Raw genomic sequence first — 20,658 nt, 5'->3', positions numbered from 1 at the left:
AATAGATAAAGAGAGAGGCTGCCCAATGGCATCATACATGCACCGTCGTAAAATTAACATGACGCCGCCGCAGATATTAGCGTTGAGTTTTCTGGCCGTTATTGCGGCAGGAACGCTGCTGTTGCTGCTGCCGGTATCAGCGGTTGAACCGGTAAGTTTTACAGATGCTCTATTCACTGCCGTCTCCGCTACGACGGTAACCGGCCTGATTGTACTGGACACGGGAACGGTGTATACCATTTTCGGTCAGGTGGTAATTATGATTTTAATCAAAATCGGCGGCCTCGGCTTGTTAACGGTTGCAATGATGATTGTTATTCTGCTCGGGAAGAAGATCGGGCTGAAGGAGAGACTGCGTATCCAGCAGTCCTTTAACCAGACGTCCATAGGCGGTATGGTAAAGCTTGTAAAAGTGCTGTTTATTTTTTCTGTATGCATGGAAGCACTGGCCGCTGCGCTTCTGGCGATTGACTGGGTGCCTGAATACGGCTGGCGGTACGGCTTATTTACGAGCTTGTTTCATTCTATCTCGGCATTTAACAATGCAGGATTTTCGCTTTGGTCGGACGGGCTTACAAAATACGTCGGAGACCCGCTTGTAAACGTGATAATTACCAGCCTTTTTATAGCAGGTGGTATTGGATTCACCGTCCTGTATGATGTTATTGAAAAGAAGCGGTTCAAATCCCTGCAGGTTCATTCGAAAATAATGATTGTCGGCACGCTGATTATAAACGCATCCGCTGCCATAATCATCTTTCTGCTGGAGTCAAATAACCCGGGAACCATGGCTTCATTATCTCTCGGCGATAAGCTGTGGGCGTCTTATTTTCAAGCCGTTACTCCGAGAACGGCAGGATTTAACTCGGTGGATATCACGCAGATAGAGCCGGGGACGGCTTTACTTATGTCCCTTCTAATGTTTATCGGTGGCGGAAGTGCCTCCACCGCTTCCGGAATTAAATTAACGACGGTTATTGTTATTATCTGGGCAGTTATTACTTTTTTCAAAGGGGAGGAGGAGCCGGTCCTGTTTAAACGCTCGGTTCCGCAGGCTGTTATCGCCCGGTCGTTTATTATTACGGTGACGAGCCTGATGCTTGTATTTACCGGTCTGTTCCTTTTAACGCTCACCGAACAGGCGCCGTTTTTAGTTATTTTATTTGAAGTTTTTTCAGCTTTTGGCACGGTAGGGCTGTCTATGGGACTCACCTACGAACTGACGGAGCCTGGAAAATATGTAATCATGCTGCTGATGTTTTTTGGCCGGATCGGCCCGCTTACGATCGTATTTGCACTGGCCCGGACGGAAAAATCAAACGTACGCTATCCACGGGCTGATATTTATACCGGATAAAAAAAGAATCTCCCGTCAAATCGGGAGATTTTTTTATTTTAACTGGCTGTTTTCTGTGAAAAAAACTTTATATCCCATCCGGGCGAAGATGATAACGGTAAGCGCTACGGCTCCGGTAATACCGAGCAGAATCGCAATCTGGTATTCAATCGCAGTGACCGGATCGGCGCCTGCTAAAATCTGCCCGGTCATCATACCTGGAAGGAAAACAATCCCCATTCCTACCATAGAATTGATGGTCGGAAGTATAGAGGAGTCGAAGGCTTTGTTTACAATTTCCCTGCTTGCTTCTTTAGGATCAGCGCCAAGCATAAGCGCGGCTTCCACCTGATTCCGCTGGTTTTTCATGCTGTCGACAAGCGTCTGAACCCCAAGTGTGACCCCGGTCATGGAGTTGCCGATAATCATGCCGGCAATAGGAATGGTATAGCGTGGGTCATACCAGGGGGAAAACTGAATAACAATAAAATTAAAGTAAATCAGGCTGGTAAGCGTGCCAACTGTGATGGACACAGCCACCGCTTTTTTCAGTTCTCTGCTGATTTCGCCGCGAACTCTTTTATGAACATTATGAATAGCAAAAGCAGTCATGAATAAAACGACGCCGATGGTAAAAAGAGGGTGCGGGTTTTCAAATAAATACATAAGCACATAGCCTACAATAAGAAGCTGAACGGTCATGCGCAGGGTGGCAATAAGAATTTCCTTATCGCGCGGTATTTTCCGGATGCGCACGATGACGAGAAGCAGAATAATAAAAACGTAAGCCGCCAGAAGCTGGTAAAGACCCAGGCTTATCATATCGTTATCCATCAAGCGCACCTCCCTGCAGCGTATACTGGTTGAAATCGATTAACGTATCGGAAAATGCTTCACCAATAGGACGGGAATGGGTGACAAAAATAACTGTCTTCCTGTGTTCACGTGCCCATTGTACAAAGCGTTCCATAACTTCGTGCTCGAGGTTGTCATCCAGGGCGGATGTTGGTTCGTCGAGCAGCAGCACCGGGCTGTCGAGCACGGCAGCCCGTATGAGGGCGAGACGCTGCTTTTCTCCTCCGGAAAGTGTATCTGCTTCAACATCCAGATCTTTGGATAAGTAAAAAGCACTCATCATCTGTTTGAGAAAATCATCATCAGCCTCCGATTTACCGGCGAAGCGGCGGCCGGCGTTGATATTGTCGCGGATCGTATCGCCGAATAGAACCGGCGTCTGCGGCAGCATTGCCACTTCCCGTCTATGCTTAATGGGATCAAGCGAAGATAAAACATTTCCAGTATAGGAAATCTCCCCGCGGTCCGGCTCAATCATCCGGTTGAGCAGCATTAAAAAGGTGGATTTTCCGCTTCCGCTTTCTCCCACAATACAGGTGATAGCGCCGCCTTTTATGGTCAGGCTGTCAATTTGCAGGATATCTTTATACTGAACGTTTCTGCATTCGAACATACAGGGGCTCCTTCCGGCTTCGGGTTTTTTACATAGAACGAAAAATAGTATAAAGCAGGAAAAGCAGCGTGTCGAACATTCTGCATCGCATGCAGAGCGCGTGGCGGCAAAAGGTATAAAAAGAAAAAGCCTGCAGATGATAAGGGTATCTATGTGCATACGGGTGAAATTATCTTAGGAATATGCGTTTGGTTTTGGTATAATTAATGGCTGAGACTTATTACTTTGAAGCGTGAATTTGGAGGAGCAGAAATGCTTTTATATACAGAATGGCAGCATGTATTTAAATTAGATCCGGCTAAAGAAATATCGGATGAGGATTTGGAAAAGCTTTGCGAATCGGGTACTGATGCGGTTATCGTAGGTGGTACCGACGGCGTAACGCTCGATAACACACTTGATCTTCTGGCAAGAATCCGCAGGTATTCGGTGGCTTGTGCCCTGGAAATATCAGAGCTCGATGCGGTGACGCCGGGATTTGATTATTACCTTGTTCCGAGTGTCCTGAACGCCGGTGACCCTAAGTGGATTACCGGAGCGCATCAGGAAGCTCTCAAATCGATCGGTCCTCTGATACAATGGGAAGAGATGATTATGGAAGGGTACTGCATCGCCAATCCCGATTCCAAAGCAGCGAACCGTACCGGCGTAGCCGGCAGCCTCGATGATGAAGATATTCTGGCGTATGCACAGCTTGCTGACAAGTTGTTCCGCATCCCGGTGTTTTATCTTGAATACAGCGGAGTGCTGGGACCGGTGGAAACGGTAAAGAAAACAGCCGCGGTGCTTGAGCAGGCCCGTTTTTTTTACGGAGGGGGCATTCGGACGAAAGAGGAAGCCGCTGAGATGGCCGCTTTTGCAGATACCATTGTGGTAGGGAACATTATTTATGAAAACATGAAAGCTGCTCTTTCCACGGTAAAAGCAGTAAAGAGATAGCTATTCTGATTATGACGGAGGAATCGGCATGCAAAAAGAAATTATTGAAAAAATGCTCGCGGGCATGAACCCGGAACAAAAAGAAGCCGTCCTTCATACGGAAGGACCGCTGCTTGTTATGGCCGGGGCAGGAAGTGGAAAAACGAGAGTGTTAACCCACCGGATTGCCTACTTAATGAGAGAGAAGGGAATTCCGCCCTACGCGATTCTGGCCATTACATTTACAAATAAGGCAGCACGGGAAATGAAAAACCGGGTCGGAAAACTTGTCGGGCCGGTAGCGGAAGATATCTGGATGTCCACGTTTCATTCGATGTGTGTCCGGATCCTGCGAAGAGACATCGACCGGGTCGGCTATAACCGCAATTTCTCTATTTTGGACGGAACGGATCAGCTTTCCGTTATCCGGCAGATACTCAAAGACGAAAACATTGATTCCAAAAAGTTTGATGCCCGGAGTATGCTGAGCGTTATTTCAGCAAGTAAAAACGTGCTGGAATCACCGGAGAAACTGACGGAACGTGCTTTTGGCCCATTTGAAGAAACGGCGGCCAAAGTCTACAGCGAATACCAAAAGCGTCTGCGCCGTAACCACGCGCTCGATTTTGACGATTTGATTATGACGACCATTCGTCTATTCCGCCAGGTCCCGGAAGTGCTCGAGTTTTACCAGCGGAAATTTCAATATATACACGTAGATGAGTATCAGGATACGAATAAAGCACAGTACACTATCGTGCAGATGCTCGCTGAAAAACGCCACAACATCTGTGTGGTGGGGGATTCGGATCAGTCCATATATAAGTGGCGCGGGGCCGATATTTCCAATATATTATCGTTTGAATCCGACTATGAAGAAGCACGAACAATTCTGCTCGAGCAGAATTACCGTTCTACCAAGAAAATCCTGCAGGCGGCAAACGCGGTTATTACAAACAATGCGGGACGAAAGCCAAAAAATCTTTGGACCGATAATGACGACGGTCTGAATATCCGTTATTACAATGCGTCAGACGAACGCGATGAGGCCGCCTATATTATTGAAAAGATAAAAGATGAAGTGAACAGTGGACGCCGCAATTACTCGGATGTTGCTATTTTGTACCGTACCAACGCCCAGTCGCGGATGATAGAGGAAATGTTTGTGAAATCCAATATTGCCTATAATATGATCGGCGGCACCAAGTTCTATGACAGAAAAGAAATCAAAGATGTGCTCGCCTATCTCCGTACGATCGCGAATCCAAATGATGACATCAGCCTTGGACGGATCGTTAATGTTCCAAAACGCGGCATTGGTGCGACTACAATTGATAAAGTCGCCCATTTTGCTGCCGGAAACGATATTACGATGTTTGACGCGATCCAGGATGCCGACCAGATCGGCCTCGGCGCCAGAGCAGCTAAAAAATTAATTGATTTTTCGCGGCAGATGGCGGGCTGGATAGAGATGCAGGAATATCTTTCCGTTACCGAACTGGTGGAAGAAATACTGGAAAAAACGGGATACCGCCAGGCGCTCAAAGAAGAACAGACCATTGAAGCGCAGAGCCGGATGGAAAACATCGATGAATTTTTATCTGTAACAAAAGATTTCGAAAAAAATGCTGAAGATAAGTCGCTGATCGGCTTTCTGACTGATCTAGCACTCGTCTCTGACATAAATGCTCCGGACGAAGAAGAAAAAGAAAAAGGCGCGGTTGTCATGATGACGCTCCATTCGGCCAAGGGGCTGGAGTTTCCTACAGTGTTTATTGCAGGTATGGAGGAAGGAATCTTCCCGCACAGCCGCTCATTGTTTGAAGCAGAAGAAATGGAAGAAGAGCGCCGTCTGGCTTACGTTGGAATTACGAGAGCCGAGCAGGAGCTGTTCATTACGCATGCCAGAGTAAGACAGCTTTACGGAAAAACCCAGGCCAACCCTGTATCGCGGTTTATCGGTGAGCTTCCGAAAGAACTGCTCGAAGGCATGGAGGAAGAAAAACCGCTCTCTCCTTCTTTTCAGCAGAAGCTGTCGCCGTATGAACGCCGGCGGCAGGCGGCTGTCTCTGACAGAAAACACTCAGTGCAGGCCGAAACCGGAGGATCCGAGATTGGCTGGAAAGTGGGAGACAAAGCCTCCCATAAAAAATGGGGAACGGGTACCGTTGTAAGCGTCAAAGGAGACGCAGAGGACATGGAGCTCGATATTGCTTTTCCTAAAGACGGTATCAAGCGGCTTCTGGCCCGGTTTGCTCCGATTACGAAGGAATAAGCAAAGAAAGGAAGTACAAGATGCAGCAGGCACAAGCAGAAGAAAAAGCCGTCGAGCTGCGCAGGCTGCTCGAGAAATACGGCTACCATTACTATGTACTTGATGATCCAATCGTTCCCGACTCGGAATACGATGAGAAACTAAAAGAACTGGTAGATATAGAAGAAGCCTACCCGGAGCTGCAGACAGAGGATTCCCCAACGGTCCGCATCGGAGGAGTGCCGCTGGATTCGTTTAAAAAAGTCCAGCATGAGATTCCGATGATGAGTCTGGGAAACGCCTTTAATGAGCAGGACCTCCGGGATTTTGACCGGCGCGTACAGCAGAATCTGGATGAGCCTGCGGAGTATATCTGTGAATTGAAAATTGACGGACTTGCCGTCTCTTTAACATATGAAGAAGGACGGTTTGTCCGTGGGGCAACCAGAGGTGACGGTACAACTGGAGAAGATATAACGAAAAACCTCCGGACGGTCGGTTCGATTCCGCTCCGTCTTGATAACCAGGTCAATATTGAAGTACGTGGAGAAGTATTCATGCCGGAAAAATCATTTGAACGGCTGAATGAAGAAAAAGAAAAAAACGGCGAAGAGCCATTTGCGAATCCAAGAAATGCAGCAGCCGGCTCACTCCGCCAGCTGGATCCTAAAATTGCTGCCAACCGCAATTTGGATATCTTTTTATATGCGATTGCCGACGACAAAGGGCGGGGCCTTCCCTCTCATCTGGAATCTCTTGAATATATGAAGGAACTGGGTTTCAAAACGAATCCGGAAAGCCGGTACTGCCGCTCTATTGAAGAAGTCATCGCCTACGTGAACGAATGGGAAGATGCCCGGACGAATCTTGCATATGAAACAGACGGTATTGTTATAAAAGTGAATTCGCTGGCACAGCAGCAGAAGCTTGGCTTTACGGCCAAAAGTCCGCGCTGGGCTACGGCCTACAAATTTCCGGCTGAAGAAAAAGTAACCACGCTTGAGGATATTATCCTGTCCGTTGGACGTACCGGCGTGGTGACGCCGACCGCCCTGCTCGAGCCTGTGCAGGTAGCAGGAACGACTGTCAAACGTGCATCGCTTCATAACGAAGATCTGATCCGGGAAAAAGACGTTAAGCTTGGAGATAAAGTTGTCATCAAAAAAGCCGGTGACATTATTCCGGAAGTAGTAAAGGTTCTGACAGAGCTTAGAAGCGGAGAAGAGAAAGATTTTGTCATGCCGACACACTGCCCGGCTTGTGAAAGTGAGCTCGTCCGCCTTGAAGGTGAAGTAGCTCTGCGCTGTATCAATCCGCAGTGTCCGGCTCAGCTGAAAGAAGCTGTTATCCATTTCGTCTCCCGAGGAGCGATGAACATCGACGGTCTCGGTGAAAAAGTGGTGATTCAGCTGTTCCAGCATGAACTTATTCACGGAATTGCCGATTTATACAAATTGGAGAAAGCAAAACTGCTGGAACTGGAACGCATGGGCGAAAAATCCGTACAGAATTTACTGGAGGCCATTGAAGCCTCCAAAAGCAACTCCATGGAAAAGCTGCTTTTCGGCCTGGGTATTCGTTTTGTCGGAGCAAAAGCAGCAAGAACCCTTGCAGTGGAATTTGAATCCATGGACCAGCTGATGAATGCTTCTAAAGATGAACTGCTGGCAGTATATGAAATCGGTGAAAAGATGGCGGATTCGGTTGTGAGCTTTTTTGATAATGAAGAAGCCGCAGAGCTTTTGTCCGAATTAAAGCGCCTTGGCGTCAATATGGAGTACAAAGGACCGAAAAAGCAGACGGCGGTTAAAGAATCACCGCTTAAAGACAAAACCGTTGTACTTACCGGCAAAATGGAAAACTATTCCCGAAAAGAGCTTCAGGGAATTGTAGAAGAGCTGGGCGGAAACGTCACGGGCAGCGTGAGTAAAAAAACAGATATTCTTATTGCCGGTGAAGACGCGGGGTCCAAGCTGTCTAAAGCAGAAGAGCTCTCTGTTGAAGTGTGGGACGAAGCTCGTTTTAAAAAGGAAACGGATGCTGTTTAATAAAGCACGGCCGATTCAGATAGGGAGATGAAAGATATGTGGAGAAAAACAGGCTTGTTTGGAATATCTGCTGTGCTGCTGCTCTCCGGGTGCCTTCCGGGAATGTCTTCAGACGAAGAAGAAAGTTCGGAGGAAAACCAGGAGGAAGAAGAAACGACAGTAGAAGTCAGTCCTGATATTCCGGGCCTGGATGAATATTACCGCAGCATTCTCGTAGATGGACAGTATGTGCATGGGCAGTCACGCGGATTCAGTACACAGATGACATACAATCGGCTGGATCTGGAACGCCTGGAAACAGGCATGCAGGAAATTGCTGTAGATGAATTCAGCCAGGATGATTATTTTTTCCGGGAAGGCCGCTTTATTACAAGAAATGAATTAAACAGCTGGCTGAGCCGCGAAGAAGAAGCAACAGACGACGAGGAAGGAAATCCGGAAGGCTTGAATCCGGTTCTTGGAAGCGGGGACGATTTTGAAGCAAGAGAAAGCTCTGCTCCCCGGACCCTCTCAAACATCATTGAACATAATTATATGGTGGAAGACGGTAGTGACTATGAGCCGGGCGGCGTCATGATCGGCTTGTCGATGAACAGCACGTATTATTTCCGTGAGGAACTCGACGATGGCTCCTACGGCCCATGGCTTCAGGAAAACATCGATGAAGAGACGAGTCTGGAAGATGCAAAGCGCATTGCCCAGGAGATCACTGACCGCCTTCGCAGTGAAGACCGGAGAAACGGCGTGCTCGAAGAGGTGCCGATTATGTTTTCAGTATTCCGTGAGGCACCTCGTGATTCCTCAGTCCCGGGCGATTTTATCGCCACCGGCATTGCCCAGCCCGGCAATGATGTAGGGAACTGGACGGAAATCAACGAAAATCATTACTTGTTCCCTTCCACTACAGCGTCAGACGCCCAGCGCGCTGATTCGGAAGCATTTGATTCTTTTCAATCGGATATTAATAATTTCTTTGAGAACTTTACAGGTGTGGTAGGGGAAGGCTATTATCAGAATGGGGAAATGAGAGAGCTTCATATTGAAATCCCCATCCGTTTCTACAGCAAAACAGAAGTTATTGCGTTTACCCAGTTTGTAGTGGATCGAATGGAAGCCCGTTTCCCATCTGAAATGGAAATTGAAATTGAAATTAATTCCACTCAGGGACAGGAAGCATTAATTGTAAGAGAATCAGGGGAAGACCCATACACCCATATTTACTAAAAAGCCGGCTCCCTTCTTGAGGGGGCCGCTTGTCTCAGCGTTGCTGAGCCACAGCTAATTTGGTATCATCAGTATATTGTGAAAGCATAAGAAGCCGGAGGTGACAAAGAATGGATAAAATTACAAAAGAACAGGTAAAGCATGTGGCACATCTGGCACGGCTGTCGGTATCAGAAGAAGAAGCGGACAGGTTTACCGAGCAGCTTGATAAAATTATTGAGTTTGCCGAGCAGCTTAATGAGGTGGATACAGATCATATTTCGCCGACATCACACGTACTTGATATTCATAACGTACTTCGTGAAGATAAAACAGCACCATCTTTAGATAGAGAAGAAGCATTAAGAAATGCGCCGGATCAGGAAGACGGCCAGGTGAAAGTACCATCAGTTTTAGAGTAAAGGGGGGAAGACCATGTCTATATTAGAAGAAAGTTTTTCGAGCGTACATAAGAAGCTTGAAAATAAAGAAATAAAAGTATCTGAACTGGTAGATGCTTCTTATAATCGTATTAATGAAGTGGACGATAAAGTAAAGGCCTTTCTCACATTAAATGAAGAGCAGGCCAGAGCCCATGCAAAAACGCTGGATGAAGCGATTGCTGAGGATCGTATAAACGGTATGCTGTTTGGCCTGCCTGGCGGTATTAAAGATAATATCGTCACCAAAAATCTGCGCACGACCTGCGCGAGCCAGCTGTTGGATAACTTTATACCCGTGTATGATGCCACAGTTGTTGAAGGGCTGCAGCAGGCATCTTCTATTAATATCGGCAAGCTGAACATGGACGAATTTGCGATGGGATCCTCGAATGAAAACTCGAGCTACAAAGTAACACGTAATCCATGGGATATTGACCGCGTACCGGGCGGCTCAAGCGGCGGCTCTGCTGCGTCAGTTGCTGCAGGAGAAGTTATGTTTTCCCTTGGCTCCGACACGGGCGGTTCGATCCGTGAGCCGGCAGCCTACTGCGGCGTTGTAGGCATGAAGCCTACGTACGGACGTGTATCCCGCTTCGGCCTGGTTGCATTTGCGTCCTCGCTGGATCAGGTGGGCCCGTTAACCCGTACCGTTGAAGACAATGCCAGAGTTCTTCAGGAAATTGCCGGACATTGTGAAAAAGACTCTACTTCTGCTGATGTCGAGCTTCCGGATTTCAGTGCCGATCTCCAAAAAGGAGTAAAGGGACTGAAAATTGCTGTGCCGAAAGAATATATCGGAGAAGGCGTTAAGCCGGAAATTAAAGATAAAGTAATGGATGCCTTAAAAGTATTGGAAAGTCAGGGCGCTACGTGGGAAGAAGTGTCTCTTCCTCATTCCAAGTACGCGGTAGCCGCTTATTATCTGCTTTCTTCTTCGGAAGCATCGGCTAACCTTTCCCGTTTTGACGGCGTTCGTTTTGGAGTCCGTCACGACTCAAGCCAAAACCTGATCGAAATGTACAAGGAAACAAGGAGTAAAGGATTTGGGGATGAGGTAAAGCGCCGTATCATGCTTGGAACTTTTGCCCTAAGCTCCGGCTACTATGATGCCTACTACAAAAAAGCGCAGCAGGTACGTCATTTAATTAAAAACGACTTTGATGACGTTCTTTCTAAATATGACGTAATTATCGGCCCGACAGCACCGACTGTCGCGTTTAAAGTAGGCGAGCAGATAGACGATCCGCTTACGATGTATGCCAACGATATTTTAACCATCCCAGTAAACCTTGCAGGGGTACCGGCTATTTCCGTACCATGCGGATTTTCTGAGAATATGCCGGTAGGACTGCAGATTATTGCCAGCCCGTTTGATGAAAAAACAATTTACCAAGTGGCTCATTCCTATGAACAGGCAACGGAACACCATAAAGCGAAAGCGGAATTGTAAGGGGGGAACTATTGTGAAATTTGAAACGGTTATTGGACTTGAGGTCCATTCAGAGCTAAAAACGAACACAAAAATCTTTTGTAATTGTTCAACCGAATTCGGTGCACCGCCGAACACCCAGACCTGCCCGGTCTGCCTCGGTCATCCCGGCGTTCTGCCGGTGCTGAACGAACGGGCGGTGGAATATGCCATGAAAGCGGCAATTGCACTCAACTGCGAAATTGCAGAAGAAACAAAGTTTGACCGCAAAAACTATTTTTACCCGGATAACCCTAAAGCCTACCAGATCTCCCAGTTCGACAAGCCAATCGGCGAGCACGGCTGGATTGAGATTGAAGTGGAAGGCTATAAAAAAAGAATCGGCATCACTCGTATCCATCTCGAAGAGGACGCAGGAAAGCTGACGCACGATGAGTTCGGCGAGCATTCCCTCGTAGACTTTAACCGGGTCGGAACGCCGCTTATTGAGATCGTATCGGAGCCGGATATCCGCACCCCGGAAGAGGCGTATGCCTATTTGGAAAAACTGAAGGCTGTCCTGCAGTATACGGAAGTCTCAGACTGCAAAATGGAAGAAGGATCTCTTCGCTGTGATGCCAACGTTTCGCTTCGTCCTGCCGGCCAGGAGGAATTCGGAACAAAAGCCGAGCTTAAAAACCTGAATTCCTTTACGAACGTGCAGAAAGGTCTTGCCTTTGAGGAAATCCGCCAGGAGCAGGAGCTTCTGTCCGGAGGAGAAATTCTTCAGGAGACAAGAAGATGGGATGACAGTAAAAAAGAGACCATTCTGATGCGTATTAAAGAAGGATCAGACGATTACCGGTATTTCCCGGAGCCCGATCTTGTAACGTTACTGATTGACCAGGACTGGATTGATAAAATCAAAGCACAGATTCCTGAGCTTCCGGATGCAAGAAAAATCCGCTATATTGAAGAATACGATCTGCCGGCTTATGATGCCGGTGTGATTACGCAGTCCAAGGAAATGTCGGACTTTTTCCAGGAAGCCGTAGACCAGGGCGTAAACGCCAAACAGACGTCCAACTGGCTGATGGGAGAAGTAAATGCCTACCTGAACGCCAACAACATGGAGCTTAAGGATATTCAAATGACCCCGAAAGCACTGGGATCATTAATTAAGCTGATTGAAGAAGGCACCATCTCAAGCAAAATAGCCAAGACCGTATTTGCCGAGCTGATGGAAAACGGCGGCGATCCGGAACAGATCGTGAAAGACAAAGGCCTCGTGCAGATTTCAGATGAAGGCGAGCTTAAGTCAATCGTTGACACGATTTTAGATAATAACCAGCAGTCTATCGAAGACTTTAAAAACGGGAAGGATAAAGCACTTGGCTTCCTTGTCGGACAAACGATGAAGGAAACCAAAGGAAAAGCGAATCCACAGCTCGTCAACAAATTAATTAAAGAGGGCATGGAAGCCCGTTAATACGAAAAAGAAGCAACCGCTGCGGCGGGCTGCTTCTTTTTTTGTCGTTTTCAGGAAAAAATAGCCTGTTTCACCCGGTCTGTCATAAACGCGAAATCGGCTTCATCGCTTCGGTCAAATATATCCACAAAGCCGACCAGGCCGGGTTCTTCTTCCGCAAGCCCGCGCACGACCTGTTCATCTTTAAGCCAGACACAGGCCATCAATTCAATATAAGGCATATCCGGCCCGTATTTGGGTGTTTCATAGAAAACAAAATCAAGCAGGGATCGAACGGTTTCCCTGTCGTGAGCTGCTTGTTCTTTCATGAAAAACAATGCCATAAATCCTTCTTTATCCAAAACCATCCAATCACGCTCCATGCCTGACATAATGAAAAAAAGAATCCCCTGCAGCACAGGGGATTAAAAAGGGGGGTAAAAAAACTTGGTGGTATGAAAACAAATTAAGAGAGATAATGATTAATAAGCGTGCGGCAAGGTAACACCTAACGTGCTTACATCACCAGTAGCTGCAACTAAAAGAGCAGCACTTGTAAGAAGTCCTATTTTAATAAACAACTTCATCAATATTTCCTCCTAAATTATTAATCATTAACATGAGTTTATTATTACATATATAGACAATTGCCACATATCGTTAGAAAAGCCCTAAAAAGATGTGACCTCTCCCTATATTGAAAATCCGCTGTATAATGGAATGGCAGAGAACTATAGTACTCAAATGAAAGAAGGTATGTACATGCTGGAATGGGGGATAGGAGAAAAGTTAAGAGACTTAAGAGAATACTATCAAGTAAGTCAAAGAGAGCTTGCTTTGGGGATTTGTTCGCAAAAAACGATATCTAAAGTAGAAAGAGGCGAAATGCAGCCTACCGCTGAAATTCTGCAAAAGCTTGGACTTCGTTTAGGAGTGGATATCAGCTATTTTTTTGAAGAACAAGAAGCACCAAGGTTTAATTATATAAAAGAAACAAGAGATCGAATTGGTCGTTTGATAAGCAAATGGGAATACAAAGAAGCAATGGGTATTATTCGTGAAGAATTGAAAAATCCATTATTTAGAAAGAAAAATCATCGTAAATATTTATTATGGAAAAGAAGTGTCTGTCACTTTAATTTGACTAGTGAAAAAGAAGAAGCAATAGAATTATTACAATTAGCACTTGATATGTCTACTCATTCCAAAAAAACAATAACAAATGATGACATAGGAATATATTTAAGTATGGGTAATATGTATTCCGATATTGGTGACTTTGAAAACGCGTTAACCTACTTTAATACTGCGAAGGAGATGTGTAAAAGAATTCCTGATTATAGAGCAAGTCCTCCTGTTAATAAATTATACTATAATTTAAGTCTATTGTATTTTCGTATGAAGTTATATAACAAAGCTATAGAAATTGCACAAGAAGGTATTAAGTTCATATATGAAAAAGATTCTATTTACCTGCTTGGCGAACTTTATTACCAAAAAGGGCTGGCTATGTATTACTCTGGAAATAGAAGAAAAGCTTTAAAAGCAATGGAAACATCCCTTTTTCTTTTTGATATAAGAGACCAAAAAGCCTTTCATTCCTTTGTAGAGACCCATTATTTGAGATTTCAGCGGCTATCATTAAGGCATTTGAATTGAATAGGCTTCTGTTTCAAAATACTGTTATTTAGGGTAAGGGATAGTAAATCAGATATTGAGGAGACTGCAATGAAAAGAGCAAGAGTAATATACAATCCTACATCCGGCAGGGAACAAATGAAAAAAGACCTGCCTTATATATTGGACCGCATGGAACAAAATGGGTATGAAACGTCTTCCCATATGACAAAAGCGGAAGGATGCGCTAAAACAGAAGCCAGGCGGGCTGCGCTGGCCGGCTTTGATGTGATCGTTGCGGCCGGAGGAGATGGAACTATTTTTGAAGTAATCAATGGTATTGCTGATTTAGAGACACGTCCAAAGCTCGGCCTGATTCCTTCCGGCACAACAAACGACATGGCCCGCGCGCTTGGTATCAGCGATGTCGGTATTGAAGGCGTCTGCGATGTACTCTGCGGCAACTACAGCCAGCCGGTGGATATCGGCAAAGTAGGAGACAAGTATTTTATCAACATAGCCGCCGGAGGCAAGCTGACGGAGCTGACGTATGACACGCCGAGCCGTCTGAAAACAATGATGGGCCAGTTTGCCTATTATTTAAAAGGGTTTGAAAAACTCCGCGACCTGCATCCTCAGAAAGTAAGAGTCGAATATGATGACAACGTATTTGAAGGAGAAATCATGCTGTTTCTTGTAGCAAATACGAATTCGGTGGGCGGCTTTGAAAAGCTGCTGCCGGAAGCCAAATACAATGACGGTAAATTTGACGTCATCCTGATTAAAAAAACGAACCTGGCCGAGTTAATGAGAATTGGAACACAGGCATTAAATGCAGAGCATTTAAATCATGAACGCGTTATGTATGTTAAAGCCAGCCGCGTGAAAATTGACGTGGAGGGAGACATGCAGCTTAACCTGGACGGAGAACACGGTGGGGAACTGCCATGTGAATTTATTAACCTGCATCATCACATTGAAATGTTCAGCCCGAAAATAAAATAAACGAAAAGGGGACTCTATGAAAGAGTTCCCTTTTTAATAGATCTGTTCCTGCTGTTTCCATTCCTGGTGAAGGATGCTGTACATATGAACGTTTCTCCGTTCCCCCTTCACAAGAAGGCGCTGACGAAGCGTCCCTTCATAAGTCATTCCCATTTTTTCGAGCACACGGATCGACTGGCTGTTTTCCGCAAAACACCTGGCTTCGATTCGGGTTACACCCATTTTTTCAAAAGCAAACTGGTGCATGGCACGGGCTGCTTCGGGGATAAGACCGAGGCCCCAGTATTTCTCGGACAGGGCGAATCCAATTTCAACCGTGCCATTCCCGCGTTCCCACCACGCAAAATCAATCGTGCCGATCATTTTCCGGTCCGTTTTATGTTCGATAGCAAAAGGAGCCATTTCCCCCCTGCGGTAGCGCTCGAAGGTATAGTCCAGAAAGCGCTGGGATTCCCGGAGAGACTGATGGGCGTCCCATAAGACCTGGCGGCTGATGTTTTCATTGGAAGCATATTCAAATACATCCCGGAGGTCTGTCTGCTGCAGGCGCCTCAGGATAAGACGTTCGGTTTCAAGTATTGGAAAAGGTTTGAAAAGTGAGGGCGTTCGGCGGAGCATAGAGGTACCTCCTAATTCATGTCTTCAGTTTCTTGAAAAACAGCCGGTTCTTCTTCAGCAGTATCTTCTTCCTGACGGGCGTCATCAAACGAACGACCAAAATCATCCCATTGGTCATCAAACGAATCCCAGGTGCTGTTCGTTTGTTCTTCTTCCTCATGAGAAGGAAGCCCGGCTTCCGGTGCTTCCGGTGCTTCCGGTGCTTCCGGTGCTTCCGGCTCTGCGTAACGGTTAGTGAAAGAAGACGCTGCGGTAAAAAGATTGAGCGGTGTCGTTAAGGCCGGTGCCCCGTCACTGGAAGGAAAAGATGCCCATGTCTCATCAAAGGCGTGTAATCGTTCCTCTTCCGTCTGATTCTCTTCTTTTTCTACATCAAGCTGAGCTTCTGCCCATGGGTCTTCTGTTTCCTCTGCTTCTGTTTCCGGCTCACTGGATGGCAGAATTTGATTCATGAACGAAGAAAAGAATCCTCCCTGATCAGAAGGAGCGGCCTGAGCAGAAAGAGGCAGGCTGAGAAAGCAGATAAGTGCAGCACTTGTCATCCATTTCATATGTATATTCCCTTACTTTCCTATGTTTTATCATTATATTACCATATATTTAGGAAGAAAATGTATGTTTCCATTTAATCCGGAAGAAAGTTGCAGCCTTAGACAAAATAGGGCAAAATATTAGGCAGTGCCAAAAAACTGCAGTGTTAACACGTGATAGAATAAAGGAAAGCCTGTCCTTATACTATTTTATAACCGGCACTTTTTCTGCATTTTAAAGCAGTATGATAAAAGGAGGAAATATTATGACAGAAACGTTAACAGCAGCAACCTGGTTTTGGCTTCTGGTTCCGATGCCTATCCTTATTATTCTCTCCTGTATTACGTTTGTAACGGAAAACAGAAAGCAAAGGAGGAATCGGTCGTGACGATACCGACGCTTGTCACCTTTTTAATCTATCTTGTAGGCATGTTTGTAATCGGAGTGATTTTCTACAAAATGACAAACAATCTCTCCGATTATGTACTGGGCGGAAGAAAGCTCGGCGGGGCTGTGGCGGCGCTGAGTGCCGGTGCCTCGGACATGAGCAGCTGGCTTTTGCTCGGGCTGCCGGGAGCGATGTACTTAGGCGGAATGAGTGAAATCTGGCTGCCGATTGGCCTTGCCACTGGTGCATACTTAAACTGGCAGTTTATGGCCCGTCGCCTGAGGCTCTATACGGAGGCAGCGGGTGATTCCATTACGATTCCGGATTTTCTGGAGAATCGTTTCCGGGATAAAAGCAAGCTGCTGCGGATGGTCTCCGCCGTATTTATACTTATTTTCTTTGCATTTTATGCATCTTCCGGCCTGGTCGGAGGAGCGACGCTGTTTCAGAATTCCTTTGGGTGGGATTATACAACCGCTCTTTGGATAGGAGTGGCAGTCATTATCACATACACTTTCCTGGGAGGATTTCTTGCGGTCAGCTGGACGGACTTCTTTCAGGGAATTATTATGTTTCTGGCCCTTGTTATTGTACCGTTTGTTGCGATTTCGGAGCTTGGCGGCTGGAGGGAGACGATATCGGCTGTCGGCACAGTTGATCCTTCGCATTTAGATGCCTTTGCCGGGACGTCAGCCATCGGTATTATTTCACTGCTTGCCTGGGGACTTGGATATTTTGGCCAGCCGCATATTATTACAAGGTTTATGGCCATACGTTCGGAAGAAGAAATACCGAAAGCGCGGCTTATTGGCATGACGTGGATGGTTCTTTCCTTGTTCGGAGCTATTTTCACAGGATTTGTCGGCATTGCCTACTTTTCGGCAGCCGGCGAGGGGGGAGCGCTTGCTGACGGCTCCCATGAGACGGTATTTATCCTGTTTTCCCAGCTGCTGTTTAACGAATGGATTTCCGGCTTTTTATTAGCTGCAATCCTGGCAGCTATTATGAGTACCATTGATTCCCAGCTGCTCGTTTCGTCCAGCGCGCTGGCTGAAGACTTTTACAAAGGGTATCTGCGTCCGAAAGCAAGCGATCTCGAGCTGGTTTGGGTCGGAAGAATAGGAGTGGTAGCGATCGCCCTGATCGCCACGGTTCTCGCCTATAATCCGGACAGTACGGTGCTTGAACTGGTACAGTATGCCTGGGCCGGGTTTGGTGCTGTATTCGGTCCTGTGCTGCTTCTGGCATTATTCTGGAGGCGGACTACGATGGGAGGCGCACTTGCGGGGATGCTGACAGGAGGCGTCACCGTTATCCTGTGGGCGCTTCCTTCCGAAGGGATTTTTGCTTTATATGAGCTTGTGCCGGGATTCATTTTCGCCGGAATTGCCGTCATTATTGTAAGCCTTATGCAAAAACCGCCGAATAAAGAAATAACAGAGGAATTTGATAAAGTAGATACGATGTAAAAAAAACCGACCCATATGGGGTCGGTTTTTTTAGTAGCCGCGGTTAATATTAACAAAAGCAAAAATGCCGGTACCAAGGGCGGTAATCATCGTAACAATAACAAACCAGTGCATAGAGGGGCCTCCTTCAGCTGTATTCTTTTATGTAGAAGAAAGAGCAGGGAAGCTCTTTCTGTCTTCTTACACGATGGATGCTTCTTTTTTCAATTCTTCACGTTCGTTTTCTGTAAATACGCGGGAGCGGGTTAAAAATCGTTTTCCTTCCGGGCCTTCCAGGGAAAACATGCCGCCCCGGCCGTCCACTACGTCGATAATCAGCTGGGTATGCTTCCAGTACTCATACTGATCTTTGGAAATATAAAAAGGGGCCCCGCCGATTTCTCCAAGTAGTATATCACTTTCGCCTACCTTGAATTCATCCGCGGCAAAACACATCGGTGCACTGCCGTCACAGCAGCCTCCGGATTGATGAAACATCAATTCGCCGTGCCGTTTCTTTAAAGAGTCCATCAGCTCTAGCGTTGCGTCTGTTGCGGTTACTTTATCCACAGCCATATAAACCATCCTCTCTTGAAAAATAGGGTCTATTCGCGGGACGTTAGTGTAAAGGATATAGTCTTATTGTACACGTTTTCATCGAGAAAGAAAAACAGACCGCCCCCGTTTACAGGAGGCGGCCTGTATTCACTGCTGCAGATGTTTAAAAGAAACCTAATGCGTCGTCGCTGTAGCTTACGAGCATGTTTTTTGTCTGCTGGTAGTGATCGAGCATCATCAAGTGGTTCTCACGGCCGATACCTGACTTCTTGTAGCCGCCGAATGCAGCATGTGCAGGGTAGTCATGGTAGCAGTTGGTCCAAACACGGCCTGCCTGAATGCCGCGGCCGAAGCGGTAGGCGGTCGTAATGTTTCTTGTCCAGATACCTGCACCAAGGCCGTAAAGCGTGTCATTGGCCGTTTCCATTGCCTCTTCGTCGGTTTTAAAGGTAGTAACAGAAAGAACCGGGCCGAATATTTCTTCCTGGAAAATTCTCTGTTTGTTGTGCCCTTTAAAAACAGTAGGTTCAATATAGAAGCCTTCGGCAAGTTCTTCGTCATCCATCTTTTGTCTGCCGCCGCCTGTAAGAAGCTCTGCCTCTTCCTGCTTACCAATATCAAGGTACGATAGAATTTTTTCCATCTGCTCCTGGGAAGCCTGAGCACCCATCATTGTATCGGTATCAAGCGGGTGGCCGACTTTAATCGCGTTGACGCGCTCAAGGGCCCGTTTCATAAATTCATCGTAAATATCTTCATGAATCAAGGCGCGGGATGGGCATGTACATACTTCCCCCTGATTCAGGGCGAACAATACCATGCCTTCTACGGCTTTATTCAGGAACTTATCGTCTTCGAGCATAATATCCTTAAAGAAAATATTCGGGGATTTTCCTCCCAGTTCGAGTGTAACCGGAATAATATTCTCAGACGCATACTGCATAATCAGACGGCCGGTCGTTGTTTCGCCGGTAAAGGCTACTTTGGAAATCCGGCTGTTTTGTGCAAGCGGCTTTCCGGCTTCCACGCCAAATCCCTGAATAACGTTCAGGACGCCCGGCGGAAGAAGATCCTGGATTAATTCAATAACGAGCATGATGGAAGCGGGTGTCTGCTCGGCCGGCTTCAGCACGATAGTGTTTCCGGCGGCAAGAGCAGGAGCGACTTTCCATGTTCCCATCAGAATAGGGAAGTTCCATGGAATAATCTGTCCGACGACGCCAAGCGGCTCGTGGAAGTGATAGGCAACGGTGTCGTCATTAATCTGGCTTAAACGGCCTTCCTGGGCGCGGATAACGCCGGCGAAATAGCGGAAATGATCTACGGCGAGCGGAATGTCGGCATTAAGCGTTTCACGAACGGCTTTTCCGTTATCCCATGTTTCCGCGACCGCCAGCATTTCCAGATTCTCTTCAATCCGGTCCGCGATTTTATTTAATATTCTGGAACGCTCGGCAACCGAGGTTTTGCCCCAGGATTCTTTTGCTGCTTCCGCTGCGTCAACTGCAAGCTCCACATCTTCCTTGGAAGAGCGGGCTACCTGGCAGAAAACTTTACCGGTCACAGGGGATACATTATCAAAATACTCCCCGTTTACGGGAGCCTTAAATTCCCCATTTATAAAGTTGTCATAGCGATCCTTAAATTGAACGAGACTTCCTTTTGTATTCGGACTTTCATAGCGCATACGAATTCCTCTCCTTTTACATAAATGTGATAGTAAAACACAAGCTTGTAAAACGGTGGAAAAGGGATAATGGAAGCGATTACATTTAGAATTTTATCACATATATTTCCTTTTTAAAACAATATTCTCCATGCCTGTTATCAATAAGTTATAAATGAATATTTATTGTGACGGTAATGGTTCGGACGGGAAAAACGGCGATATTTGTCGCAGAAGCGTATTTCTTCTATAATAGGGGAGTAAAGAATGGGACACGTAAG

The 20,658-nt window shown here is 46.4% G+C and carries 19 protein-coding genes; 12 read left to right on the top strand and 7 right to left on the bottom strand.

From position 1 onward, the window contains the following. Window positions 1–25 precede the first annotated feature (25 nt). Window positions 26–1,357: a TrkH family potassium uptake protein gene (locus tag ATL39_RS12905; protein ID WP_120193770.1), complete on the top strand. Its 1,332-nt coding sequence runs from the start codon at window positions 26–28 to the stop codon at window positions 1,355–1,357. 33 nt (window positions 1,358–1,390) lie between these two features. On the opposite strand, the gene ATL39_RS12900 is transcribed toward ATL39_RS12905, so the two are convergent. Both ATL39_RS12900 and ATL39_RS12895 read right to left on the bottom strand, forming a co-directional pair. Continuing rightward, window positions 1,391–2,170 (bottom strand): ABC transporter permease, encoded by a 780-nt coding sequence (locus tag ATL39_RS12900; RefSeq protein ID WP_120193769.1) that lies wholly within the window; start codon window positions 2,168–2,170, stop codon window positions 1,391–1,393. After that, window positions 2,163–2,804: an ABC transporter ATP-binding protein gene (locus ATL39_RS12895; RefSeq protein WP_120193768.1), complete on the bottom strand. Its 642-nt coding sequence runs from the start codon at window positions 2,802–2,804 to the stop codon at window positions 2,163–2,165. The genes ATL39_RS12900 and ATL39_RS12895 overlap by 8 nt, the downstream gene beginning before the upstream one ends. Window positions 2,805–3,056: 252 nt before the next feature. On the opposite strand from ATL39_RS12895, the gene pcrB reads away from it, so the two are divergent. From pcrB to gatB, 7 genes are all read left to right on the top strand, one after another. Continuing rightward, entirely contained in the window at window positions 3,057–3,743 is a 687-nt protein-coding gene (gene pcrB, locus ATL39_RS12890) for a heptaprenylglyceryl phosphate synthase (RefSeq protein WP_120193767.1), read from the top strand. Between the two features lie 28 nt (window positions 3,744–3,771). Then, window positions 3,772–5,997, top strand: a complete 2,226-nt coding sequence (gene pcrA, locus ATL39_RS12885) for a DNA helicase PcrA (protein WP_120193766.1) — start codon at window positions 3,772–3,774, stop codon at window positions 5,995–5,997. A 20-nt stretch (window positions 5,998–6,017) separates the two neighbouring features. Beyond that, window positions 6,018–8,024 (top strand): NAD-dependent DNA ligase LigA, encoded by a 2,007-nt coding sequence (gene ligA / locus ATL39_RS12880; RefSeq protein WP_120193765.1) that lies wholly within the window; start codon window positions 6,018–6,020, stop codon window positions 8,022–8,024. Window positions 8,025–8,060: 36 nt separating this feature from the next. Continuing rightward, window positions 8,061–9,248: a CamS family sex pheromone protein gene (locus ATL39_RS12875; protein WP_170146929.1), complete on the top strand. Its 1,188-nt coding sequence runs from the start codon at window positions 8,061–8,063 to the stop codon at window positions 9,246–9,248. Window positions 9,249–9,358: 110 nt separating this feature from the next. Continuing rightward, the gene (gatC, locus tag ATL39_RS12870) at window positions 9,359–9,649 is read left to right on the top strand and encodes an Asp-tRNA(Asn)/Glu-tRNA(Gln) amidotransferase subunit GatC (RefSeq protein ID WP_120193763.1); all 291 of its coding nucleotides are present in this window, start codon (window positions 9,359–9,361) and stop codon (window positions 9,647–9,649) included. Window positions 9,650–9,662: 13 nt separating this feature from the next. Beyond that, a complete protein-coding gene (gatA, locus tag ATL39_RS12865; RefSeq protein ID WP_120193762.1) occupies window positions 9,663–11,120 on the top strand; it encodes an Asp-tRNA(Asn)/Glu-tRNA(Gln) amidotransferase subunit GatA in 1,458 nt (485 codons plus the stop codon). A gap of 13 nt (window positions 11,121–11,133) precedes the next feature. Continuing rightward, window positions 11,134–12,567: an Asp-tRNA(Asn)/Glu-tRNA(Gln) amidotransferase subunit GatB gene (gatB, locus tag ATL39_RS12860; protein ID WP_120193761.1), complete on the top strand. Its 1,434-nt coding sequence runs from the start codon at window positions 11,134–11,136 to the stop codon at window positions 12,565–12,567. A gap of 50 nt (window positions 12,568–12,617) precedes the next feature. Here gatB and ATL39_RS12855 read toward each other — a convergent pair whose 3' ends face one another. Then, window positions 12,618–12,938: a hypothetical protein gene (locus tag ATL39_RS12855; RefSeq protein ID WP_147419359.1), complete on the bottom strand. Its 321-nt coding sequence runs from the start codon at window positions 12,936–12,938 to the stop codon at window positions 12,618–12,620. Window positions 12,939–13,308: 370 nt separating this feature from the next. Here ATL39_RS12855 and ATL39_RS12850 point away from each other — a divergent pair, with 370 nt between their 5' ends. Continuing rightward, window positions 13,309–14,205 carry a helix-turn-helix domain-containing protein gene (locus ATL39_RS12850; RefSeq protein ID WP_170146928.1) on the top strand — a complete coding sequence of 299 codons (897 nt, stop codon included), beginning with the start codon at window positions 13,309–13,311 and terminating at the stop codon, window positions 14,203–14,205. A 69-nt stretch (window positions 14,206–14,274) separates the two neighbouring features. Then, window positions 14,275–15,168 (top strand): diacylglycerol kinase, encoded by an 894-nt coding sequence (locus ATL39_RS12845; RefSeq protein WP_120193758.1) that lies wholly within the window; start codon window positions 14,275–14,277, stop codon window positions 15,166–15,168. A 33-nt stretch (window positions 15,169–15,201) separates the two neighbouring features. Here the strand turns inward: ATL39_RS12845 and ATL39_RS12840 are convergent, their stop codons facing one another. Beyond that, window positions 15,202–15,786 (bottom strand): GNAT family N-acetyltransferase, encoded by a 585-nt coding sequence (locus tag ATL39_RS12840; RefSeq protein ID WP_120193757.1) that lies wholly within the window; start codon window positions 15,784–15,786, stop codon window positions 15,202–15,204. A gap of 11 nt (window positions 15,787–15,797) precedes the next feature. Next, on the bottom strand, window positions 15,798–16,337 hold the full coding sequence (locus ATL39_RS12835; protein WP_120193756.1) for a hypothetical protein: 540 nt from the start codon (window positions 16,335–16,337) through the stop codon (window positions 15,798–15,800). 245 nt (window positions 16,338–16,582) lie between these two features. Between ATL39_RS12835 and ATL39_RS17635 the strand changes: the two genes are divergently transcribed. Further along, complete coding sequence (locus tag ATL39_RS17635) at window positions 16,583–16,705, top strand: hypothetical protein (RefSeq protein WP_256498007.1); 123 nt, start codon at window positions 16,583–16,585, stop codon at window positions 16,703–16,705. After that, window positions 16,702–18,174, top strand: coding sequence for a sodium/proline symporter PutP (putP, locus tag ATL39_RS12830; RefSeq protein WP_120193755.1), 1,473 nt, complete (start codon window positions 16,702–16,704; stop codon window positions 18,172–18,174). Before ATL39_RS17635 ends, putP begins: the two co-directional genes overlap by 4 nt. A 180-nt stretch (window positions 18,175–18,354) precedes the next feature. On the opposite strand, the gene ATL39_RS12825 is transcribed toward putP, so the two are convergent. Next, window positions 18,355–18,729, bottom strand: coding sequence for a DUF779 domain-containing protein (locus tag ATL39_RS12825; RefSeq protein WP_120193754.1), 375 nt, complete (start codon window positions 18,727–18,729; stop codon window positions 18,355–18,357). Between the two features lie 145 nt (window positions 18,730–18,874). After that, window positions 18,875–20,398, bottom strand: a complete 1,524-nt coding sequence (gene exaC / locus ATL39_RS12820; protein ID WP_120193753.1) for an acetaldehyde dehydrogenase ExaC — start codon at window positions 20,396–20,398, stop codon at window positions 18,875–18,877. Between the last annotated feature and the right edge of the window lie 260 nt (window positions 20,399–20,658).

The organism is Sinobaca qinghaiensis (assembly GCF_003610495.1).
GTDB classification, from domain to species: domain Bacteria; phylum Bacillota; class Bacilli; order Bacillales; family Marinococcaceae; genus Sinobaca; species Sinobaca qinghaiensis.
This window is presented reverse-complemented; position numbering and strand designations above follow the sequence as displayed.

Bases quoted from the DNA above. Each gene is read 5' to 3' on its own strand.
- ATL39_RS12905 (WP_120193770.1), top strand. From the start codon at position 26: ATGGCATCATACATGCACCGTCGTAAAATTAACATGACGCCGCCGCAG.
- ATL39_RS12900 (WP_120193769.1), bottom strand. From the start codon at position 2,170: ATGGATAACGATATGATAAGCCTGGGTCTTTACCAGCTTCTGGCGGCT.
- ATL39_RS12895 (WP_120193768.1), bottom strand. From the start codon at position 2,804: ATGTTCGAATGCAGAAACGTTCAGTATAAAGATATCCTGCAAATTGAC.
- pcrB (WP_120193767.1), top strand. From the start codon at position 3,057: ATGCTTTTATATACAGAATGGCAGCATGTATTTAAATTAGATCCGGCT.
- pcrA (WP_120193766.1), top strand. From the start codon at position 3,772: ATGCAAAAAGAAATTATTGAAAAAATGCTCGCGGGCATGAACCCGGAA.
- ligA (WP_120193765.1), top strand. From the start codon at position 6,018: ATGCAGCAGGCACAAGCAGAAGAAAAAGCCGTCGAGCTGCGCAGGCTG.
- ATL39_RS12875 (WP_170146929.1), top strand. From the start codon at position 8,061: ATGTGGAGAAAAACAGGCTTGTTTGGAATATCTGCTGTGCTGCTGCTC.
- gatC (WP_120193763.1), top strand. From the start codon at position 9,359: ATGGATAAAATTACAAAAGAACAGGTAAAGCATGTGGCACATCTGGCA.
- gatA (WP_120193762.1), top strand. From the start codon at position 9,663: ATGTCTATATTAGAAGAAAGTTTTTCGAGCGTACATAAGAAGCTTGAA.
- ATL39_RS12855 (WP_147419359.1), bottom strand. From the start codon at position 12,938: ATGTCAGGCATGGAGCGTGATTGGATGGTTTTGGATAAAGAAGGATTT.
- ATL39_RS12850 (WP_170146928.1), top strand. From the start codon at position 13,309: ATGCTGGAATGGGGGATAGGAGAAAAGTTAAGAGACTTAAGAGAATAC.
- ATL39_RS12845 (WP_120193758.1), top strand. From the start codon at position 14,275: ATGAAAAGAGCAAGAGTAATATACAATCCTACATCCGGCAGGGAACAA.
- ATL39_RS12840 (WP_120193757.1), bottom strand. From the start codon at position 15,786: ATGCTCCGCCGAACGCCCTCACTTTTCAAACCTTTTCCAATACTTGAA.
- ATL39_RS12835 (WP_120193756.1), bottom strand. From the start codon at position 16,337: ATGAAATGGATGACAAGTGCTGCACTTATCTGCTTTCTCAGCCTGCCT.
- ATL39_RS17635 (WP_256498007.1), top strand. From the start codon at position 16,583: ATGACAGAAACGTTAACAGCAGCAACCTGGTTTTGGCTTCTGGTTCCG.
- ATL39_RS12825 (WP_120193754.1), bottom strand. From the start codon at position 18,729: ATGGCTGTGGATAAAGTAACCGCAACAGACGCAACGCTAGAGCTGATG.
- exaC (WP_120193753.1), bottom strand. From the start codon at position 20,398: ATGCGCTATGAAAGTCCGAATACAAAAGGAAGTCTCGTTCAATTTAAG.